The sequence below is a fragment of the Delftia sp. GW456-R20 genome (assembly GCF_001622915.1).
GTDB lineage: Bacteria > Pseudomonadota > Gammaproteobacteria > Burkholderiales > Burkholderiaceae_C > Comamonas > Comamonas acidovorans.
This window is the reverse complement of the sequence record NZ_LWCN01000004.1, coordinates 903,420-921,049: the sequence shown is the minus strand read 5'-3', so window position 1 is coordinate 921,049 and position 17,630 is coordinate 903,420. Positions and strand designations below refer to the sequence as shown.

Here is a 17,630-nt window from a genome sequence, read left to right as displayed (position 1 = left end):
CTTTGGATGGGCCCGGCCTCGCACCTTCGTTGGCGGCCCAGCGGCTTGGAAGGCCGCTCAGCTGCCTCCGAACCAGTTGTAGCCCTGGTCTTCCCAGTAGCCGCCGGAGTAGGTGTTGGTGACGAACATGGCCTGGATGTGCTTCGGGTTCTTGTAGCCCAGCTTGGTGGGCATGCGCAGCTTCATCGGAAAGCCATATTTGGGCGGCAGGGGCTGCCCGTCGTAAGTCAATGCCATCAGCGTCTGCGGATGCAGGGCCGTGGCCATGTCGATGCTGGTGAAGTAGTCGTCAACGCACTTGAAGCCGACGTACTTGGCACTGGTGTCGGCGCCTATGTGGCGCAGGAAATCGGCAAAGCGCACGCCGCCCCAGCGGCCTATGGCGCTCCAGCCTTCCACGCAGATATGGCGCGTGATCTGTTCGTCCTGCGGCATGGCGCGCAGCTCGGCCAGGGTCCAGGCATGGCGGTCGGCGACCATGCCGGTCACCTCCAGGCGCCAGCTGGCCCCGTCCACCTCGCGCACCTCGTCCTCTCCGTAATAGGCATTGAAGGGGAAGGGACGCGTGATCTCGGCTGCGGAATAGGTGGGCGCCAGCCGCGTGGGGCTGAAGAGCAGGCCCTGCATGCGGTCGTTGAAGCGCGATACCTGGCTGAGCGCGGCCTCGACGTGGCTGTCATCGCTGATGCTGCAGCCCGTGAGCAGGGACAGGCCGCCCAGCGTCAGCGAGCGTTGCAAGAAGGCGCGGCGTGCGGGCTGGTCCAGCTTGCGGGCGATCAGCGAGCGTGCCTCGCGCACCACGGCCTCGCCATCGACGCCGGGCAGGGAAGGGGCTTTGAAGATTTTCATGGGGACTTGGGCGCACGGCCGTGGATCATGGTCAGGAAGGTCCGGGGCACCAGGGCGACCATTGCCAGGTGCACCACCACAAAGGCGACCAGTGCAGCCATGCCGAAGAAGTGCACGCGCCGTGCGGATTCATAGCCGCCCAGCAACTCGCGCAGCAGCGGGAACTGCACCGACTTCCACAGCACCAGGCCCGACAGCACGATCACCACCAGGTCCAGCACCACGAATAGGTAGGCCAGCTTTTGCACATGGTTGTAGCGGGCCGGGTCGGCGTGCGAGAGCCGGCCCTTGAGGGCGGCCACCAGGTCCTGGCGCACGCCCTGCACGCTGACGGGAAAGAACTTGCGCAGCCACCGGCCGCTGGCGATGTTGAGCAACAGGTACAGCAATCCGTTGAACACCAACAGCCACATGGCCGCGAAATGCCATTGCAGCGCCCCGCCCAGCCAGCCGCCCAGCGTGATCGAGCCCGGAAAGCTGAAATCAAAGAACGGCGCCGCGTTGTAGATGCGCCAGCCGCTGGTCACCAGGATGACCACGGCCAGCGCATTGAGCCAATGCGTGAGGCGCAGCCACAGCGGGTGGATGCGCTGGCCATCCTGGGGCTGTGCCGGTTGGGGGGTGATGAGGGCGGTGTTCATGGGTCCCATTGTTGGAGGGACCCCGTAGCGGATGTATCACGCAAACTTCAATTAATCGTGATAACTCCCAAGGCCTGTTCAGCCCGCCTGGGCGCACCCGGCCAGATAGTCCACCAGCGTGCGCGCCGCAGGCGATAGCCGGCTGCCGTCCCTGAAGCAGATGGCGAACTGCCGCCGCGCCCAGGCATCGGTGAGCGGCACCATGTTCACGCCTTGCACGCCCTGACCGGAGCCCGCCATGCCCAGGATCTCCCTGGGCATGATGGCCACGCCCAGGCCGGCGCGCACGCAGCGGATCGTGGCGTCGAAGGAGCTGACCACGGCGCGGTAATTGAGGGGCCGGCCGATGATGGCCGCCGCCCGCGCCAGCATGGTGTAGACGGCCGTGGAGGCGGGCAGGCCCACATGCTCGCAATCCAGCGTTTCGCTGAAGCTGCAGCTGTCGCGCAAGGCCAGCGGGTGGCCGGCCGGCACGGCCACGGCCAGGGTGTCGCAGCGGTAGGGCAGGGTCTGCAGGCCCTCCAGATCGGCCGCGTTCCAGCACACGCCCACCAGGGCCAGGCCTTCGCGGATGGATCGGATGATTTCGCTGCTGGTCAGCTCCTCGATGTCCACGCGGATCTGCGCGTGCTCGGGCTTTTGCAGAAAGGCCGCAATGTCATCGGGCAGGGACTCGGCAATCGACGACACCGAGGCCAGTATCCGCACCTGGCCCTTCACGCCATGCTGGTAGGCCGCCATGTCGCGGGCCGCGCGGTCGGCGCTGGCCAGCATGGCGCGTGCGTGCTCCAGCAGCATCAGCCCGGCTGCCGTGGGCACTACGCCGCGGCGGTGGCGCTCCAGCAGCGGGGCCTGCACCTGCTCTTCCAGCAGCGCCATGCGCTTGCTGATGGCCGATGAGCCGATGTGCTGCTGCTCGCCCGCGCGGGCGATGTTGCCCAGGTCGCAGGCCGCGACAAAGAGCCGCAGGGTGGTCAGGTCCAGGTCTTTCATGGCGGTTATGGATTTCCATTTGGGAAACTCTAAGGCGAAAAATTATCGCTTCTGCACGCTGGTGGGAATGTCTAAAGTGCCATTCAAGACAAACCACCCCACGCGAACCTTCCCATGCCAGAACCCATCCGTGCCCTGCAGTCCGCCGTCATCCGCGAGGTCGGCCTGCGCGATGGCCTGCAAAGCATCCAGACCGTGCTGTCCACCGAGCGCAAGAAGGAATGGATACGCGATGCCTACGCTGCCGGCCAGCGCGAGATCGAAGTCGGCTCCTTCGTCCCTGCGCGCCTGCTGCCCCAACTGGCCGACACGGCCGAGCTGGTGGCCTATGCCCGAACGCTGCCGGGCCTGTTCGTCTCCGTGCTGGTGCCCAACATGCGTGGTGCCGAAAGCGCCCTTGCCAGCGGGGCCGACCTGATGCTGGTGCCGCTGTCGGCCAGCCATGCCCACAGCCTGGCCAACCTGCGCAAGACGCCCGATGAGGTCGTGGCCGAGGTAGCCCGCATGCGTGCCGCACGCGATGCTGCAGGTTCGAAGATGCTGATCGAAGGCGGCATTGGCACGGCCTTCGGCTGCACGCTGCAGGGCCGGGTGGAACCGGCCGAGGTGCTGCGCTGCATGCAGGCCCTGCTGGACGCGGGGGCTGACCGCGTCAGCATGGCAGACACCGTGGGCCATGGCGGGCCGGGCCAGGTGCAATCGCTGTTCGAGCAGGCGAGGCGCATTGCGGGCGAACACTTTTGGTGCGGCCACTTCCACGACACGCGTGGCCTGGCGCTGGCCAATGTGCATGCCGCACTGCAAACCGGCGTCACGCGCTTTGACGCCACGCTGGCCGGCATTGGTGGCTGCCCCCATGCGCCCGGCGCCAGCGGCAATGCCTCCACCGAAGACCTGGCCTTCATGCTGGACACCATGGACATCGACACGGGCCTGGACATCGAGGCCCTGCTGCGCCTGCGCGCCAAGGTGGCCGCCTGGCTGGACGGCGAAAGCCTGCACGGCGCGCTGTGGCGCGCGGGCTTGCCGCGCAGCGTCACCGCCGACGCAGCCCCCGCCGCTGCATGAACCCCTTACCTTCCCACGAGCACACCTGTATGGCCACCGAACCCCTGCTGCCGCTGTCCGGCATCCGCGTCATCGAATTCACCCACATGGTCATGGGCCCCACCTGCGGCATGATCCTGGCCGACCTGGGCGCCGAAGTCATCAAGGTCGAGCCACCGGGCGGCGACAAAACGCGCACGCTGCCCGGCCTGGGCATCGGCTTTTTCCGCAGCTTCAACCGCAACAAGAAAAGCGTGGTGCTGGACATCACCACCGAAGCGGGCCGCGCCACCGCTGCCGAGCTGGCCGCTGGCAGCGACGTGGTGCTGGAGAACTTCCGCCCCGGCCTCATGCAATCCCTGGGCCTGGACTACGCCACGCTGTCGCAGCGCTCGCCCGGTCTCATCTACGTCAGCCACAAGGGCTTTCTGCCCGGCCCCTACGAAAAGCGCCTGGCGCTGGACGAGGTGGTGCAGATGATGGGCGGCCTGTCGTACATGACCGGCCCCGTGGGCCGGCCGCTGCGCGCGGGCACCAGCGTCAACGACATCATGGGCGGCATGTTCGGCGCCATCGGCGTGCTCGCCGCCCTGCGCGAGCGTGAGCGCACCGGGCGCGGCCAGGAGGTGCAAAGCGCGCTGTTCGAGAACTGCGTCTTCCTATCCTCCCAGCACATGCAGCAGTACCTGATGACGGGCGAGGCACCGCCGCCCATGCCCTCGCGCGTGTCGGCCTGGAGCGTCTACGACGTGTTCACCCTGGCCGGTGGCGAGCAGTTGTTCATCGGCGCCGTCAGCGACAAGCAGTTCGCCACCCTGTGCCGCGTGCTGGACCGCGCCGACCTGCTGCAGCGCCCCGAATACGCCGACAACGCCGCCCGTGTGGCCGTGCGCCCCCAACTGCTGGCCGAGCTGGGCTCCATCCTGGCCAGCCATGAATCGGCCCGGCTCGCGCCGCAGCTGGAGGCCGCCGGCATTCCCTACGCGCCCATCACGCGGCCCGAGCAACTGGTGGACGACCCGCACCTGCGCCAAAGCGGCGGCCTGGCTTCCATGCAGACCGAAGACGGCGGCCAGACCGACGTGGTGCTGCTGCCCCTGCTCATGAACGGCCACCGTCCCGGCGTGCGCATGCCGCTGGCCGGGATTGGCGAGCACACCGAAGAAATCCTCGGAGCCCTTGCATCACGGACCTGACAGCCAAACCCGGGCGCCGAAGGCCGCAGAAAAACCACCCCGGCGCGCATGAGACAACACAAAAAGGAGACAACCCCATGCACTCGTCCCATCCCTTCCGCCGCCGCACCCTGCTGGCCCTGGCCGGCGCATCGCTGGGGGCCGCTGCCCTGGGCGTGCGCGCCCAAAATGGCACGCCGCTGCGCGTCATCCTGCCCGTGGGGGCAGGCTCGGGCGCCGACACCATCGTGCGCTCGGCCCAGACTGCGCTGGTGCGCTCGCTGGGCGGCCAGCCTGTGGTCATAGAGAACCTGCCGGGCGCGGGCGGCATCACGGGAACGCAGATGCTGGTCAAGGCGCCGGCCGATGGCAACACCATCGCCTTCATCTCCAACAACCATGCTGTCAACCCCAGCGTGTTCAAGAAGCTGCCCTACGACAGCCTGGCCGACATCACGCCGCTGTCCATCGTCGGCGGCTCTCCCTTCGTGCTGGTCGTCCACCCCAAGGTGGCGGCGCGCAATGCGCGCGAACTGCAGGCGCTCATGAAGGCGCGGCCCGGCGACCTCAACTACGCCTCGTCCGGCAACGGCACCATCTTCCACCTCGCGGCCGAAGTCTTTCTGGACGCGGCCGGCACCACGGCACGCCACATTCCCTACAAGGGCGTGGGCCAGATGGTGGTGGACCTGCTCAGCGGGCAGGTGGACTTCGGCGTGATCGCCGTGGGCACGGCGCAGGCGCACCTCAAATCCGGCGCGCTGCGTGCCATCGGCATCATGGGCCGCGAGCGCGTGGCATCGCTGCCCGATGTGCCCACCGTGGCAGAGCAGGGCTTTCCCGGCGTGGACATCGCCGGCTGGGTGGCCGCCATAGGCCCCAAGGGCATGCCGCCCGCCCAGGTGCGGCGCCTGCACGACGGCATCGCCTCTGCCTTTGCCGACCCCGAGGTCAAGGCCGGCTTTGCACGGCGCGACGAATACACCGTGCTCAACAGCCCCGAGGCGGCAGCCCAGTTCCTGCGCTCCGAGCAGGAACGCTTTGCGCGCCTGGTCAAGAAGGCCAATGTCACGCTGGAGTAAGCGCATGGCCCTCTATCGTTATCGGAACAAGGCACCGCGGCTGCCCGCATCCGCCTATGTGGCGGCCGAGGCCACGCTCATCGGCGACGTCACACTGGGCGAGGGCGCCAGCCTCTGGCCGGGCGCCGTGGCGCGCGGCGACAACGAACCCGTGCGCATAGGCGAGGGCAGCAACGTGCAGGAAGGCGCCGTGCTGCATGCCGATCCCGGCTTCGCGCTCACCCTGGCTGCCCATGTCACCGTGGGCCACCAGGCCATGCTGCATGGCTGCAGCGTGGGGGAGGGCTCGCTCATCGGCATACAGGCCGTGGTGCTCAACGGTGCCGTCATCGGCGCGCACAGCCTGGTGGGTGCCGGCGCCATCGTCACCGAAGGCAAGCAGTTCCCTCCGCGCTCGCTGATTCTTGGCGCCCCCGCCAAGCTGGTGCGTACGCTCAGTGACGAAGAAGTCGCGGGCCTGCTGCAAAGCGCCGCCAGCTACGTGGAGCGTGCAATGTCCTTTCGCCAGGAGCTGCAGCGCATTGACTGATTCCCTGAACCCGCTGACCGACGCCGTGCGCATGCCCGCCGCAGCGCTGCAAGCCTGGGCTGCTGGCGTGCTCCATGCCTTTGATGTGAGCGCATGCCACGCGCAGGCCACCGCCCAGGCACTGGTGCGCACCAGCCTGCGCGGCGTGGACACGCATGGCTTGGCAAGGCTGCCGCCCTATGTGCAGCGCATCCGCGAAGGCACCATCCATACACGGGCCAAGCCCAGCCTGCAGGAGCGCAACGGCCTGCTGCGCTGCCATGGAGACCATGCCCTGGGCCAGCCCGTGCTGGAGCTGGCGCTGCAAGCCTGCCTGGACAGGGCCGCAAGCCAGGCCGTGGTGGCCTGCCACATCGAGGCCTGCGGCCACCTCGGCGCCCTGGGCGTGCTGCTGCTGCCCGCCGTGGAACAGGGCTGCATGGCCCTGCTGTGCCAGCGCACGCCGTCCATCATGGCCATGCCCGGTGCCACGCGGCCTGCGCTGGGCAACAACCCCATCGCCTTCGCCGCGCCCGTGGCCGGACGGCCGCCACTGGTCTTCGACATGGCCCTGAGTGCGGTCGCACGCGGCGCCGTCATGGCTGCCGTCCGCGACGGCCATGCGCAAATCCCGCCGCATTGGGCGCTGGACGAACACGGCCATCCCACCACCGATCCCCACGCCGCACTGCAGGGCGCCATGCAGCCCATGGCCGGCCACAAGGGCCTGGGCCTGGCCATGGTGGTCGAATGCCTGGCGGGCGCGCTGGGCGGCGGCCTGTTCCTGCCCGCTGTACCCGGATCGGCGGAAGGTTCCACCGCCAACGCCTGCGCCTTTCTGCTGGTCATCAACCCAGCCCTGGCCGCACCGTCACCCCGGGGATTTGACAACTACATGGCCAGCTGGATCACCGGCCTGCTCGCGGCCCAGGGCACCCAAGGCCGCTATCCCGGACTGCGCCAGCATGAATGCGAGCTCCAGCGCCGCGCCGAAGGCATCCCTCTGTCGTCTGCGCTGATCAATGAGTTGCAGGCGCTGGCACGGCTCAGCGGGGTGGCGCTGGCGTTGTGAGCGGCTGATTTTTTGGAGAGCGCGTTTTTCAACTGGGCCAGGCTGAGCTGCTGGCCTTCCAGGCTGTAGGTGCGATCTTTGCCGCCTGCCGCATGCATTTCGATCACGGTCACTTCTCCCAATTTCCCCCCAGATTGGTCGCAAGAATTCCTTGGCAACTCCAGGAAAAGACCATGATTGATTTCTCGCAAACCAACGCTTCACGCATTCGCCCGGCCCTGGTGCTGGCTGTGGCGGCCTTCGCGGCGGCCTGCAGCCATGCGCAGGGCCACGGGGGGCACGGCAATCCGCCGTCGCCGCCGCCCGAGGCCTATACGGCCTGCCAGGGCAAGGCCGAGGGCGACAGCGTGACGCTGACCATGCCCGATGGCAAGACGCTGGCCGGCACCTGCCGCAGCCTGAACGGGCAGCTGGTGGCCATGCCGGCCCGCGGGCCCGGCGCAGGCGGGCCGCCGCCCCATCCGCAGCAGTGATCGCGTGGCCCGGCGGGCCACGCCGCCGGGCTGTCTGCAACCCACGGGCCTGCGCACAGGCCCTCATGAAAAAGCCATCCCCATGAACCACTCTCACGATGCCCATGATCTTGCCCACGACCTGGGCCTTCAGCACGATCTGCAAGTCATGGCGCGCCGCCTGTCCGAGCGCCGCCGCCTGTTGGGCCTGATGGCTGCCGGTGGCGCTGCCGCGCTCTTGTCCGCCTGCGGTGGCGGCGGAGGTGATTCCGGTGATTCGACAGGGACCGGCACGGGAACCGGAACAGGCACCGGTACCGACACAGGTACGGGCACCGGCACGGGCACGACCACCACCACCTGCATGGTCGATCCCACGGAAACCGAAGGCCCTTACCCCGCCGACGGCTCCAACGGCTCGCGCGGCAGCTTGGTCAATGTGCTGTCGCAAAGCGGCGTGGTGCGCAGCGACCTGCGCAGCAGCTTTGGCGGCATGAGCGGCACGGCTGCGGGCCTGCCGCTGACGCTCAAGATCACCCTGGTCAACGTCAGCACCAACTGCAGCCCGCTGGAAGGCTATGCCATCTACCTGTGGCATTGCACCCGCGAGGGCGAGTATTCGCTGTACTCCACCGACCTGCTCAACCAGAACTTCCTGCGCGGCGTGCAGGCGACGGACAGCAATGGCGAATGCACCTTTGTGACCATCTTCCCGGGCTGCTATGACGGGCGTTGGCCGCACATGCACTTCGAGGTGTTCCGCAGCCTCAACACGGCCGGCAGCTACACCAACAAGCTGCTGACCTCGCAGATGGCCATGCCCAAGGACGTGGCCAGCACCGTCTATGCCGGTGTCAGCGGCTACAGCGCCAGCGTCTCCAACCTGTCGCGGGTCAGCGTGACATCGGACAATGTCTTCGGCGACAACACCAGCGAGCAGATCGCCTGGCAGACGCCCACCTTCACCGGAGACACCACCAATGGCCACACCGCCACGATATCCATCGGCATTGCCGTCTGACGCAGCAACTGAATGAGCCTCCGCCTCCCACGCCTGAAGCTGCAGCACAAGGCCTTCTTCGCCCTGGCCGTGCTGCTGGTGGCCCTGCTGCTGGTGTTTCTCGTGTTCTCGCGCCTGGGGCTGCAGCGGGGCCTGGGCCCGTACATGGCCGAGGTGGAGCTGACCGGCATGGACGGGCTGGCCGAACGGCTGGTGCAGCACCATGAGCAAAACGGCGGTTGGGATGCGGCGCGCGCCAACCCCGGTTTCTGGCGCGACATGGTGCGCCCTGGTGCAGGCATGGGCCGGGGCTTTCCTGCGGGCGAGCCCGGGCCACGGCCCCCCATGCCCATGTCCATGCCCATGCCGGAGCCGAGGCCTGGTTTTGAGGGAAGCCACGGTCCGGGGCCGGGCCCGGAGTTTCCGCCGCCACCTGGGCCGGAAGGCGGAGAGCCTGCCGATCGCTCAGATCACTCAGATCACTCAGATCACTCCGACCGTACAGACCGCCCAGACCGCCCAGACCGCCCAGGCCCGCCGCCGGACCGCCCCTTCGGCGGCCCGTGGGCGCGCGTGGGCCTGCTGGATGCCCAGGGCCAGCTCATCTCCGGCATGGCGCCGCAGCCAGGTGCGGCGCACCGTGTTCTGCGCGCCGCCAACGGGCAGGCCATTGGCGAGATCGTGCTGTCCCCCGTGCAGACAGGGCAGGGCATGCAGCGCGACCTGGACCGCGCTTTCCTCGCGCAACAGATGGGTTTTGTGGCCTGGACCGGGCTGGCCGGCCTGCTGCTGGCGCTGCTGCTGTCGGCCTGGCTCACGCGGCGCTGGCTGGAGCCACTGACCGCCTTTGTCGATGGCCTGCGCGGCATTGCGGCCGGGCGGCTGGACACGCGCGTGGCCATCAAGGGCGATGCGGAACTGGCCCGCCTTGCGGAAACCTTCAACGACATGGCCGTGCAGCTGGCCACCATGGAGGCCTCGCGCCAGCGCTGGCTGGCCGACGTGGCGCATGAGCTGCGCACGCCCCTGTCCACCATGCGCGCCGAGGTCGAGGCCGTGCAGGACGGCGTGCTGCCCATGGACGACCGCATGGCGCTGCGCCTGCACCGGCAGATCATGCGGCTGATACGGCTGGTCAGCGACCTGCGCGTGAGCCTGGACGACCCGCAGGCCCTGCACGGCTCGGGCCATGTGCCCGTGCATGTGCTGACCCTGCTGGGCGAGGCGCTGGACGGCGCGCGGCCCGGCTTCGAGCAGGTCGGCATCGGCCTGGACCGCTCCACCGTGGACCAGCTGGCTGCGCGCGTTCCGCCGCCGCTGGTGCAGGGCGACCCGCACCGGCTGCACCAGGTGTTTGCCAACCTGCTGGAAAACAGCCTGCGCTACACGGCTGCGGGCGGGCGGTTGCAGGTGTCTGCCGAAATTGTCCAGATGCAGGACCGCAGCATGCTGCAGCTGTGCTGGGACGACACGGCTCCCGGTGTGGCCAGCCAGCACCTGCCGCGCCTGTTCGACCGCCTCTATCGCGTGGATGCCTCCCGCGTGCGCGACGGCGACGGCCTGGGCGGCTCCGGCCTGGGGCTGACCATCTGCCGCACCATCGTCCAGGCCCATGGCGGCAGCATCGAGGCCGCTGCCTCGCCGCTCGGCGGCCTGCGCATCACGCTGTGGCTGCCCTTGCTGGAAAATCCCGCGCCATGAAGCCTGCCCGCATCCTCCTGGTCGAAGACGAGACCGACATGGCCGCCATCGTCATCGACTACCTGCGCCATGCAGGCTACGAAGTCGAGCACATCCGCCACGGGCGCGAGGCACTGGACCGCATGCTGCGCTCCCCGCCCGACCTCACCGTGCTGGACATCATGCTGCCGGGGCTGGACGGCCTGGACATCCTGCGCCAGTTCCGCCCCCACAGCGCCAGCCCCGTCATCCTGCTCACCGCGCGTGTCGAGGAAATGGACCGCCTGCTGGGCCTGGAGCTGGGTGCGGACGACTACATCTGCAAGCCCTTCGCCCCGCGCGAAGTCGTGGCCCGCGTCAAGGCCGTGCTGCGCCGCAGTGCCGGCCCCGGCCCCGCGCAGCAACGCCTGACGCTGCTGCCCGAGCAGGGCCGCGCCATGCTCAACGGCAGCGTGCTGCCGCTGACCAAGCGGGAGCTGACCTTGCTGCAGGCCCTGATGCGTCAGCCCGGCCGCCTGTACTCCCGCGCGCAGCTGCTGGAGCTGGCCTGCGCCGACACGCTGGACGTGAACGAGCGCGCCATCGACAGCCACATCAAGAACCTGCGCAAGAAACTCAAGGCGGCGGACGACCGCCATGAGTGGATTCGCTCCGTCTATGGCGTGGGCTTTGCGTTCGAGCCCGATGGCGGTTCCGACACGCGGGCGCAGTGAAGGCCCGGCGAGGGCAGGGCGCAGCCCCTACCTCGACTCGTCGAGGTGCTCCATGAACGTGGTGCTCGTGTAGCGGGAGCGGAACAGGCCGGCCTCCACCAGGCGCGGCACCAGCTGCTCCAGCACGCAATGCAGGGACTCGACGGAGCCGCCGGGCGCGGCCAGAAAGCCGTCGATGGCGCCAGCGGCGCTCCACTCGGTGATCTGCGCCACGGCATCGTCCACCGTGCCGACCACCTGCCAGTGCGCGGCGGAGAGGATTTCCGGCCGCTGCAGCAGCTGGTCGATGCGCAGTGATTCGCGCTCCATCAGGCGCCTGAGCAGGCCCGCATGCGTGCGGCTGGACGGGGTTGCCACGGGGGCCGGAAGGTCGGCTGCGGTGATCGGCCGGTCTGCGGGCCAGTCCGTCAGGTCCAGGCCGACCATGGCCTTGATCGATGCCAGCTTGCGGCCCCTGTCCACCCGGCCGTGCGTCTGCTGGAACATCTCCCGGGCCTGCTCGCGGGTGTCGGCCAGGTACAGGCTCAGGCCGGGCAGCAGGCGCACATCCTGCGCCCGGCGGCCATGGCGCTGTGCGCGCTGAGACAGGTCCCGGCGCAGCTCCAGCGCCGCGTCCAGGTCCGGCGTGGGCGCGAAAACTATGTCTGCCACCGATGCGGCAAAGTCGCGCCCTGTGCTGGACGCGCCCGCCTGTACCAGCGGAATGCGCGGGCCGCCGAACTCCGGCAGGTTCAGCGGGCCGCGCACCTTCAGGTGCGGTCCCTCGTGGTCTATGGGGTGGACCAGCGAGGCATCGGCGTAGCGGCCGCTGTCCCGGTCGATCTTCAAGGCCTCGTTGGGGAAGCTGGCCCACAGCCGGCGCACCACGTCGGTGAACTCTGCGGCCCGCGCATAGCGTTCATCGGCATCGGGCATGGCCTGCAGCCCGAAGTTCTCGTGGCCCTGCAGGGCCGTGACGATGTTCCACCCGGCGCGGCCGTTGCTGATCCAGTGCAGCGACTGCAGCTGGCGCGCCACCGCATAGGGCGGGAAAAACGTGGTCGATACCGTGGACACCAGGCCGATGCGCGAGGTCTCGCGCGCCAGCGCGGCCATCAGCACCGTGGGGTCCAGGCTGGCGAAGCCCGCGCCCGTCTCCAGCGCCTCCATGGGCAGAAAGCTCACGTCCGGGCGGAAGACGAAGTCCAGGTGCGCGGCCTCGGCGCGCCGGGCCAGGTCCAGGGCGAAGTCGCTGGAGTACAGCCCTTCGATATTGCTGCCGGGCCGCCGCCAGGCGTCGCCGCTCAGCCAGGTGGGGGCCAGCGAAAGGCCGATGTGCAGGGGTTTGCGGGTTGTCATGTCTGGTGTCATTCCCATCTCAGAACGTTCCTCGCACGCCCACGCCGATCATGCGCGGCGCGGTCATGCTGGCCTCGATGCCGCCGATGCCGCGGTTTTGCTGCAGGTACGTCGGTGCGCGCCTGTCGAACACGTTCTTGATGTAGCCGTACAGCTGCACGCGCGCGCTGTAGGCATAGGTCATGCGCAGGTCGGCGATGGTGTTGGAGCCGACCGCATAGGCGCGCGTGTTGGCGGTATCGGAGTAGTAGCCGTCCAGGTGGCGCACCTGGCCGGAGACATTGAAACGGGGGCTGGCGTCCCAGCTCACGCCCAGGCTCAGGTTGTAGCCGGGCGAGCGGGCGAAGCGGTTGTGCTCGTAGCCGGGGTTGCTGCCCATTTCCTCGATGCGGGTGCGCAGCACGCCCACGCCGGCCTTGATCCGCAGGTTGTCCAGCGCGCGGTAGTCGGCGCCTAGCTCGAAGCCGTAGGCATGGGCCTTCTCCGCGTTGATGGTGTAGGACTGGGCCACGCCCGGGGAGATGACCACGGGGATGTTGTACTGCGCATCCCGCATGTCCATGTAGAACAGGTTGGTGTTGAGCATCAGCCGGTCATCGAGCAGGCTGGCGCGGCTGAACAGTTCGTAGTTCCAGATCGACTCTTTCTTGAAATAGGCCCATTGCCGGCTGGTGAGGTTCAGCGACACACCGCCCGGGTTGTAGCCCCGGCTGACCAGCGCGCCCACGGTCCAGCGCGGTGTGGCGGCATAGGCCAGGGACAGCTTGGGCAGCAGTGCCGAGAAGGTTTTCGTGTAGTCGAGGGCGGTGGGTGCCAGCACCGAAGTGCCGGTGCGCACCACCTCGTCCTGCTGGTAGCGCAGGCCGCTGGTCAGGGTCCAGCGGTCGGCCAGGCGCCAGTTCAGCTCGCCGAAGACGCCCAGGTTCTTCTTCGTGTCGTCGAAGGTGGACAGGCCGCGCAGCAGCAGGCTTTCGTCCGTGCCGGTGCGCGCGTAGTAGACGCCGCCGAAGCCGCTCAGGCGGTCCTTGTCGCTGCCCACCAGGGCGCGGAACTCATTGGAGACATTGTTCTGGCGGATATCGGCATCGCCCTCGCCAGGAATGCCCGTATAGCGCTGCACGGACGAGCGCGAATACTGGGACTGGTTGACCAGCCGCACGCCGTTGCCCAGCTCGTAGCTGAGGTCGAGGATGCCGGTGTCGGTCTTCTGCTTCCAGCTGGGCATGGTCGTCGTCCAGTGCTCCAGCGCGCTGAACGGAGCGGACGCTGCCTCCTGGCTGGGGCGGTTGCTGTCGTTGTGGGAATAGGTGAACTTGGCCTCCAGGCCCGGAATGCGGCTGGGCAGCCACAGGAACTTCATGCGTGCGTTCAGCGCGCGGAAATCCTGATCGGCCTGGCCCCGCTGGAACTGCGGATTGGTGTAGTCGATGAAGGTATCGCGCCCCGAGTAGTCCACGGCCAGCCGCGCGGCCAGCTCCTCGCCCACGGGGCCGGAGACGGCGATGGACGCACGCCGCGATTGGTAGTCGCCCGCCTCCAGCTGGTAGGCCCCTTCGCGCTTGAAGCTGGGGTCCTTGGTGTTCACGACGATGGCGCCCGCAATGGCATTGGCACCCTGCGAGGTGGTCTGCGGGCCGCGGAACACCTCGATGCTCTCCACATCCCAGACCGAGGTCGCGCCGAAGAACATCTCGTTGTAGTTGAGGTAGTGCCCATCCAGGTTGATGGTGGCGCGCGGCACCGTGCCGCCCCAGAAGACGTTCTGGCCGTTGTTGGGGCCCTGCGTGTCCTGCCCGCGGATGATGGGCGCGCCCACCGTGTCGGTGTAGACCACGTTGGGCACATCGTGCAGCACCTCGTGGACCGAGGCATTGCCGGACTCCTGCCGGGCCAGGTCCTTGCCTGCCTTGACCGACACGGAGGAGGCCGTGTCCTTGAGTTCGCGCCTGACCTTTTCTCCGCTGACCACGACAGCTTCAAGCGCGTTGGACTCCCCCCCGGAACCCGAGGCGCCCTGTGCGAAGGCGCCGGCCGGCGCCATCAGGGTAGAGAGTGCGATGGCGCCCGCCCGGGACGGGAGCCTGCGATGGAAACACAGCTTCACAGCATCTTCCTTTGATGAGAATGATTCGTATTTTTCAAAGGTCGCCATCATGCATTGAAATTCCACAGTAGGGAATGCATTCCCACATGCGGAAGAGAAAAACAGCGGCGAAATGGTGTGCGCGCACCCGTGCAGAGCCTTCGGCAGAGCCGGTATCATCGACACCGGCGGCGCCTGCGCCCCCACCTGCGATGCGCCTGGTACAGGCAAGAAAGCCCAGCCCTTGAAAACAACAACACCTCAGACGACAGCCGGCGAGAAGCGCTCCGGCACCATCCAGTCCGTCTCCATCGCCACCCGGTTTCTCATGGTCCTGGCCAATGCCGAAAGCGAGCTGGCGCTGGGCGAGGTGGCCCGGCGAACGGGAACGGGGGGCTCCACGGCCCACCGCTACCTGCAAAGCCTCGTCAAGGAAGGCCTGGCCAAGCAGGACCCGGCCAGCGGCCTGTATGACCTGGGCAGCGCGGCGCTGAGCATCGGCATTGGCGCGCTCAAGCGTGTGGATGCGGTGGAGATTGCGGCGCAGCGCATGAAGGCGCTGACGCACAGCCATGCGCTCAGCGGCGGCGTGGCCATCTGGACCGACCGGGGGCCCACCCTGGTGCGCTGGTACCGCAGCGCCTACTTCTCGATCAACCCGCTGGCGCTGGGCGATATCCTGCCCATAGACAACACCGCCTGCGGCCTGGTGTTCCAGGCCTTCCTGCCCAAGGCCACCATCGACGCCGCACGGCGCCAGCAGCCCGCCCATTTCCGTGGCAAGCCGCCGGCCAAGGCCGTACTCGACGAAGTGCGCGAGCGCTGCTGGTCCGAGATGACCAGCCACCTGCTGTCCAACGTCACGGGCCAGGCCGCCCCGGTGTTCGATGCGCAGCATGAAATCGTCTGCGCGGTCACCACCGTCTCGGACCTGGGCCAGCTCAAGTCGCCGCAAGACCGGGTCGCGCTGTTCCGCGAGGCCAGCCTGATCAACCAGTCCACGGGCGGGCGGGCCTTCAGCGCAGATTCGCCTTGAAAGCCGCGCCGGGAGAAATGCTCGGGCGCCTCAGTTCCCTGCGGCACGCTCCATGGCTTTCACGGCCCTGCGCCCCCTGGGCACCACCAGGGGCGTCCCCGACACGGGGTCCGCAATGATCACGGCCGGCAGGCCGAACACCTCCTGCACCAACTGCTCCGTGAAGATCGCCCCGGGCGCGCCCTGCGCGGCAATGCGCCCGTCGCGCATGGCGATCAGGTGCGAGGCATAGCGGCAGGCCTGGTTGAGGTCGTGCAGCACCGCAACCACCGTGCGGCCGGCATCGTTGAGATCCGCCAGCAGCTCCATCAGCTCGATCTGGTGGGCGATGTCCAGGAACGTCGTGGGCTCGTCCAGCAGCAGGATCGGCGTCTGCTGCGCCAGCACCATCGCAATCCACACCCGCTGGCGCTGGCCGCCTGACAGCTCGTCCAGCAGGCGGTCGGACAGCGCTGCCACATCGGTGGCCTGCATGGCCTCGGCCACAGCCTGCTCATCCGCGTCCGTCCACTGCCTCAGGAAGGATTGATGGGGGTAGCGCCCCCGCGCCACCAGGTCCGCCACCGTGATGCCCTCGGGCGCCACCGCGCTTTGCGGCAGCAGGCCCAGGCGCCGTGCCACCTCCTTGGCGGGAAATTGCGAGATGTGCCGGCCATCCAGGATGACCTGCCCGGCCACCGGCACCAGCAGCCGCGACAGCGCACGCAGCAGGGTGGACTTGCCGCAGGCGTTCGGCCCCACGATGACGGTGAAGGAGCCATCGGGAATGGCAAGGGACAGGCCCTGCGAAATCGTGCGCTCGCCGTAGCGCAGCGTCACCGCATCAGCACTCAGGCGCTGCGTCATGGCCGGTCATTTCCCACAATCGATAGGTCCTTCGGTGTTTGCAATGTGGAATGAATTCTACAATACGGAATACGCTGAAGACGCCGCCCTGGCGCCCGGCCCCGTCGCTTCGGATCGAGATGAACAGACTCAAACTTGCCGCCCTGGGCGCGGCCGCCGCACTGGCCGTGCTGGCCTGTTTCGCATGGTTTCCACGCGCCGCCGTTCCCGTGGCGGGCGCCGCACCGCATACATCGCATGCGTCGGATACATCGGATACGCCGGCTGCAGCACACGCAGACCATGCACCGCTGCCCCGGCGCATCGTCTCCACCTCGCCCAGCGTGACCGGCATCCTGCTGGCCATCGATGCGCCGGTCGTTGCGACCGCCGCGACCACGCCCAGCCGCATGACCGACGACAAGGGCTTTTTCTCGCAATGGGCTGCCGTTGCCGACAAGCGCGGCGTGCAGGTGCTCTACCGCAACCTGCAATTCGACATCGAGGCCGCCATCGGCGCCAGCCCCGACCTGCTGGTGGCCTCCGCCACCGGGGCCGACAGCGTGGCCCAGCACCGCACCGAACTGCAGGCGCAGGGCGTGCCCATGGTCGTGGTCGACTACTCCAGCCAGTCCTGGCAGGACATCGCCACCGAGCTGGGCCGCATCACGGGCCATGCGAAGCAGGCCGCCGCAGCCATTGCCCGCTTCGATGCCCATGTGGCGCAGACCGCCGCCTCCATCACGCCCCCGGCCCAGCCCGTCAGCATCGTCGCCTACAACCTGGCCGGCAGCTACTCCATAGGCCGCGCCGCCAGCCCCCATGCGCGGCTGCTGGCCGCACTGGGCTTCAAGGTGGAGGGCCTGCCGCCCGCGCTGGCCGCCCAGGTCACACGCGCCTCGGACTTCGAATTCATCTCCCGCGAGAATCTCCCGGCCGCCATCACCGGCGACTCCGTCTTCCTGCTCGGCGCCTCGCAGGGCGATGTGCAGGCCTTCCTGGACGATCCGCTGCTGGCCAACCTGCCCGCCGTTGCCGGCCGGCGCGTCTATCCGCTGGGCCCGACCTCGTTTCGCATCGACTACTACTCGGGGCAGCAGATGGTCGACGCCGTGGCAAGCCATTTCCGCTGAGCC

At 68.2% G+C, this 17,630-nt stretch carries 17 protein-coding genes; 11 read left to right on the top strand and 6 right to left on the bottom strand.

Features of this window, described 5'->3' with window-relative positions:
- Positions 1–57: 57 nt before the first annotated feature.
- The 3 genes from A4F85_RS09545 to A4F85_RS09535 all read right to left on the bottom strand — a co-directional run bounded on the left by A4F85_RS09545 (position 58) and on the right by A4F85_RS09535 (position 2,483).
- Positions 58–849 (bottom strand): molybdopterin-dependent oxidoreductase, encoded by a 792-nt coding sequence (locus A4F85_RS09545; RefSeq protein WP_063326435.1) that lies wholly within the window; start codon positions 847–849, stop codon positions 58–60.
- Positions 846–1,499 carry a cytochrome b/b6 domain-containing protein gene (locus A4F85_RS09540; protein WP_063326434.1) on the bottom strand — a complete coding sequence of 218 codons (654 nt, stop codon included), beginning with the start codon at positions 1,497–1,499 and terminating at the stop codon, positions 846–848. Before A4F85_RS09540 ends, A4F85_RS09545 begins: the two co-directional genes overlap by 4 nt.
- A gap of 69 nt (positions 1,500–1,568) precedes the next feature.
- Complete coding sequence (locus A4F85_RS09535; RefSeq protein WP_063326433.1) at positions 1,569–2,483, bottom strand: LysR family transcriptional regulator; 915 nt, start codon at positions 2,481–2,483, stop codon at positions 1,569–1,571.
- A gap of 114 nt (positions 2,484–2,597) precedes the next feature.
- Between A4F85_RS09535 and A4F85_RS09530 the strand changes: the two genes are divergently transcribed.
- The 9 genes from A4F85_RS09530 to A4F85_RS09490 all read left to right on the top strand — a co-directional run bounded on the left by A4F85_RS09530 (position 2,598) and on the right by A4F85_RS09490 (position 11,212).
- On the top strand, positions 2,598–3,551 hold the full coding sequence (locus A4F85_RS09530) for a hydroxymethylglutaryl-CoA lyase (RefSeq protein ID WP_063326432.1): 954 nt from the start codon (positions 2,598–2,600) through the stop codon (positions 3,549–3,551).
- Positions 3,552–3,580: 29 nt separating this feature from the next.
- Positions 3,581–4,726, top strand: a complete 1,146-nt coding sequence (locus A4F85_RS09525) for a CaiB/BaiF CoA transferase family protein (RefSeq protein ID WP_331710723.1) — start codon at positions 3,581–3,583, stop codon at positions 4,724–4,726.
- A gap of 77 nt (positions 4,727–4,803) precedes the next feature.
- Positions 4,804–5,787 carry a tripartite tricarboxylate transporter substrate binding protein gene (locus A4F85_RS09520; protein WP_063326430.1) on the top strand — a complete coding sequence of 328 codons (984 nt, stop codon included), beginning with the start codon at positions 4,804–4,806 and terminating at the stop codon, positions 5,785–5,787.
- A gap of 4 nt (positions 5,788–5,791) precedes the next feature.
- The gene (locus tag A4F85_RS09515) at positions 5,792–6,316 is read left to right on the top strand and encodes a gamma carbonic anhydrase family protein (protein ID WP_013802883.1); all 525 of its coding nucleotides are present in this window, start codon (positions 5,792–5,794) and stop codon (positions 6,314–6,316) included.
- Entirely contained in the window at positions 6,309–7,367 is a 1,059-nt protein-coding gene (locus A4F85_RS09510) for an Ldh family oxidoreductase (protein WP_231890514.1), read from the top strand. The genes A4F85_RS09515 and A4F85_RS09510 overlap by 8 nt, the downstream gene beginning before the upstream one ends.
- Before the next feature lie 173 nt (positions 7,368–7,540).
- Positions 7,541–7,840, top strand: a complete 300-nt coding sequence (locus A4F85_RS09505) for a hypothetical protein (RefSeq protein ID WP_063326429.1) — start codon at positions 7,541–7,543, stop codon at positions 7,838–7,840.
- Between the two features lie 82 nt (positions 7,841–7,922).
- On the top strand, positions 7,923–8,840 hold the full coding sequence (locus A4F85_RS09500) for a dioxygenase family protein (RefSeq protein WP_063326428.1): 918 nt from the start codon (positions 7,923–7,925) through the stop codon (positions 8,838–8,840).
- A gap of 12 nt (positions 8,841–8,852) precedes the next feature.
- A complete protein-coding gene (locus tag A4F85_RS09495; protein ID WP_063326427.1) occupies positions 8,853–10,520 on the top strand; it encodes an ATP-binding protein in 1,668 nt (555 codons plus the stop codon).
- Positions 10,517–11,212 carry a response regulator gene (locus tag A4F85_RS09490; protein WP_012204984.1) on the top strand — a complete coding sequence of 232 codons (696 nt, stop codon included), beginning with the start codon at positions 10,517–10,519 and terminating at the stop codon, positions 11,210–11,212. Before A4F85_RS09495 ends, A4F85_RS09490 begins: the two co-directional genes overlap by 4 nt.
- 27 nt (positions 11,213–11,239) lie before the next feature.
- On the opposite strand, the gene A4F85_RS09485 is transcribed toward A4F85_RS09490, so the two are convergent.
- Together A4F85_RS09485 and A4F85_RS09480 are read right to left on the bottom strand one after the other, a co-directional pair.
- The gene (locus tag A4F85_RS09485; RefSeq protein WP_063326426.1) at positions 11,240–12,550 is read right to left on the bottom strand and encodes an NtaA/DmoA family FMN-dependent monooxygenase; all 1,311 of its coding nucleotides are present in this window, start codon (positions 12,548–12,550) and stop codon (positions 11,240–11,242) included.
- A gap of 19 nt (positions 12,551–12,569) precedes the next feature.
- Complete coding sequence (locus A4F85_RS09480) at positions 12,570–14,519, bottom strand: TonB-dependent receptor (RefSeq protein WP_231890513.1); 1,950 nt, start codon at positions 14,517–14,519, stop codon at positions 12,570–12,572.
- A 358-nt stretch (positions 14,520–14,877) separates the two neighbouring features.
- On the opposite strand from A4F85_RS09480, the gene A4F85_RS09475 reads away from it, so the two are divergent.
- Complete coding sequence (locus tag A4F85_RS09475) at positions 14,878–15,669, top strand: IclR family transcriptional regulator (RefSeq protein WP_012204987.1); 792 nt, start codon at positions 14,878–14,880, stop codon at positions 15,667–15,669.
- A gap of 30 nt (positions 15,670–15,699) precedes the next feature.
- Here A4F85_RS09475 and A4F85_RS09470 read toward each other — a convergent pair whose 3' ends face one another.
- The gene (locus A4F85_RS09470; protein WP_063326425.1) at positions 15,700–16,515 is read right to left on the bottom strand and encodes an ABC transporter ATP-binding protein; all 816 of its coding nucleotides are present in this window, start codon (positions 16,513–16,515) and stop codon (positions 15,700–15,702) included.
- Positions 16,516–16,634: 119 nt separating this feature from the next.
- Between A4F85_RS09470 and fepB the strand changes: the two genes are divergently transcribed.
- Positions 16,635–17,627 (top strand): Fe2+-enterobactin ABC transporter substrate-binding protein, encoded by a 993-nt coding sequence (fepB, locus tag A4F85_RS09465; RefSeq protein WP_063326424.1) that lies wholly within the window; start codon positions 16,635–16,637, stop codon positions 17,625–17,627.
- The last annotated feature ends 3 nt before the right edge of the window (positions 17,628–17,630 follow it).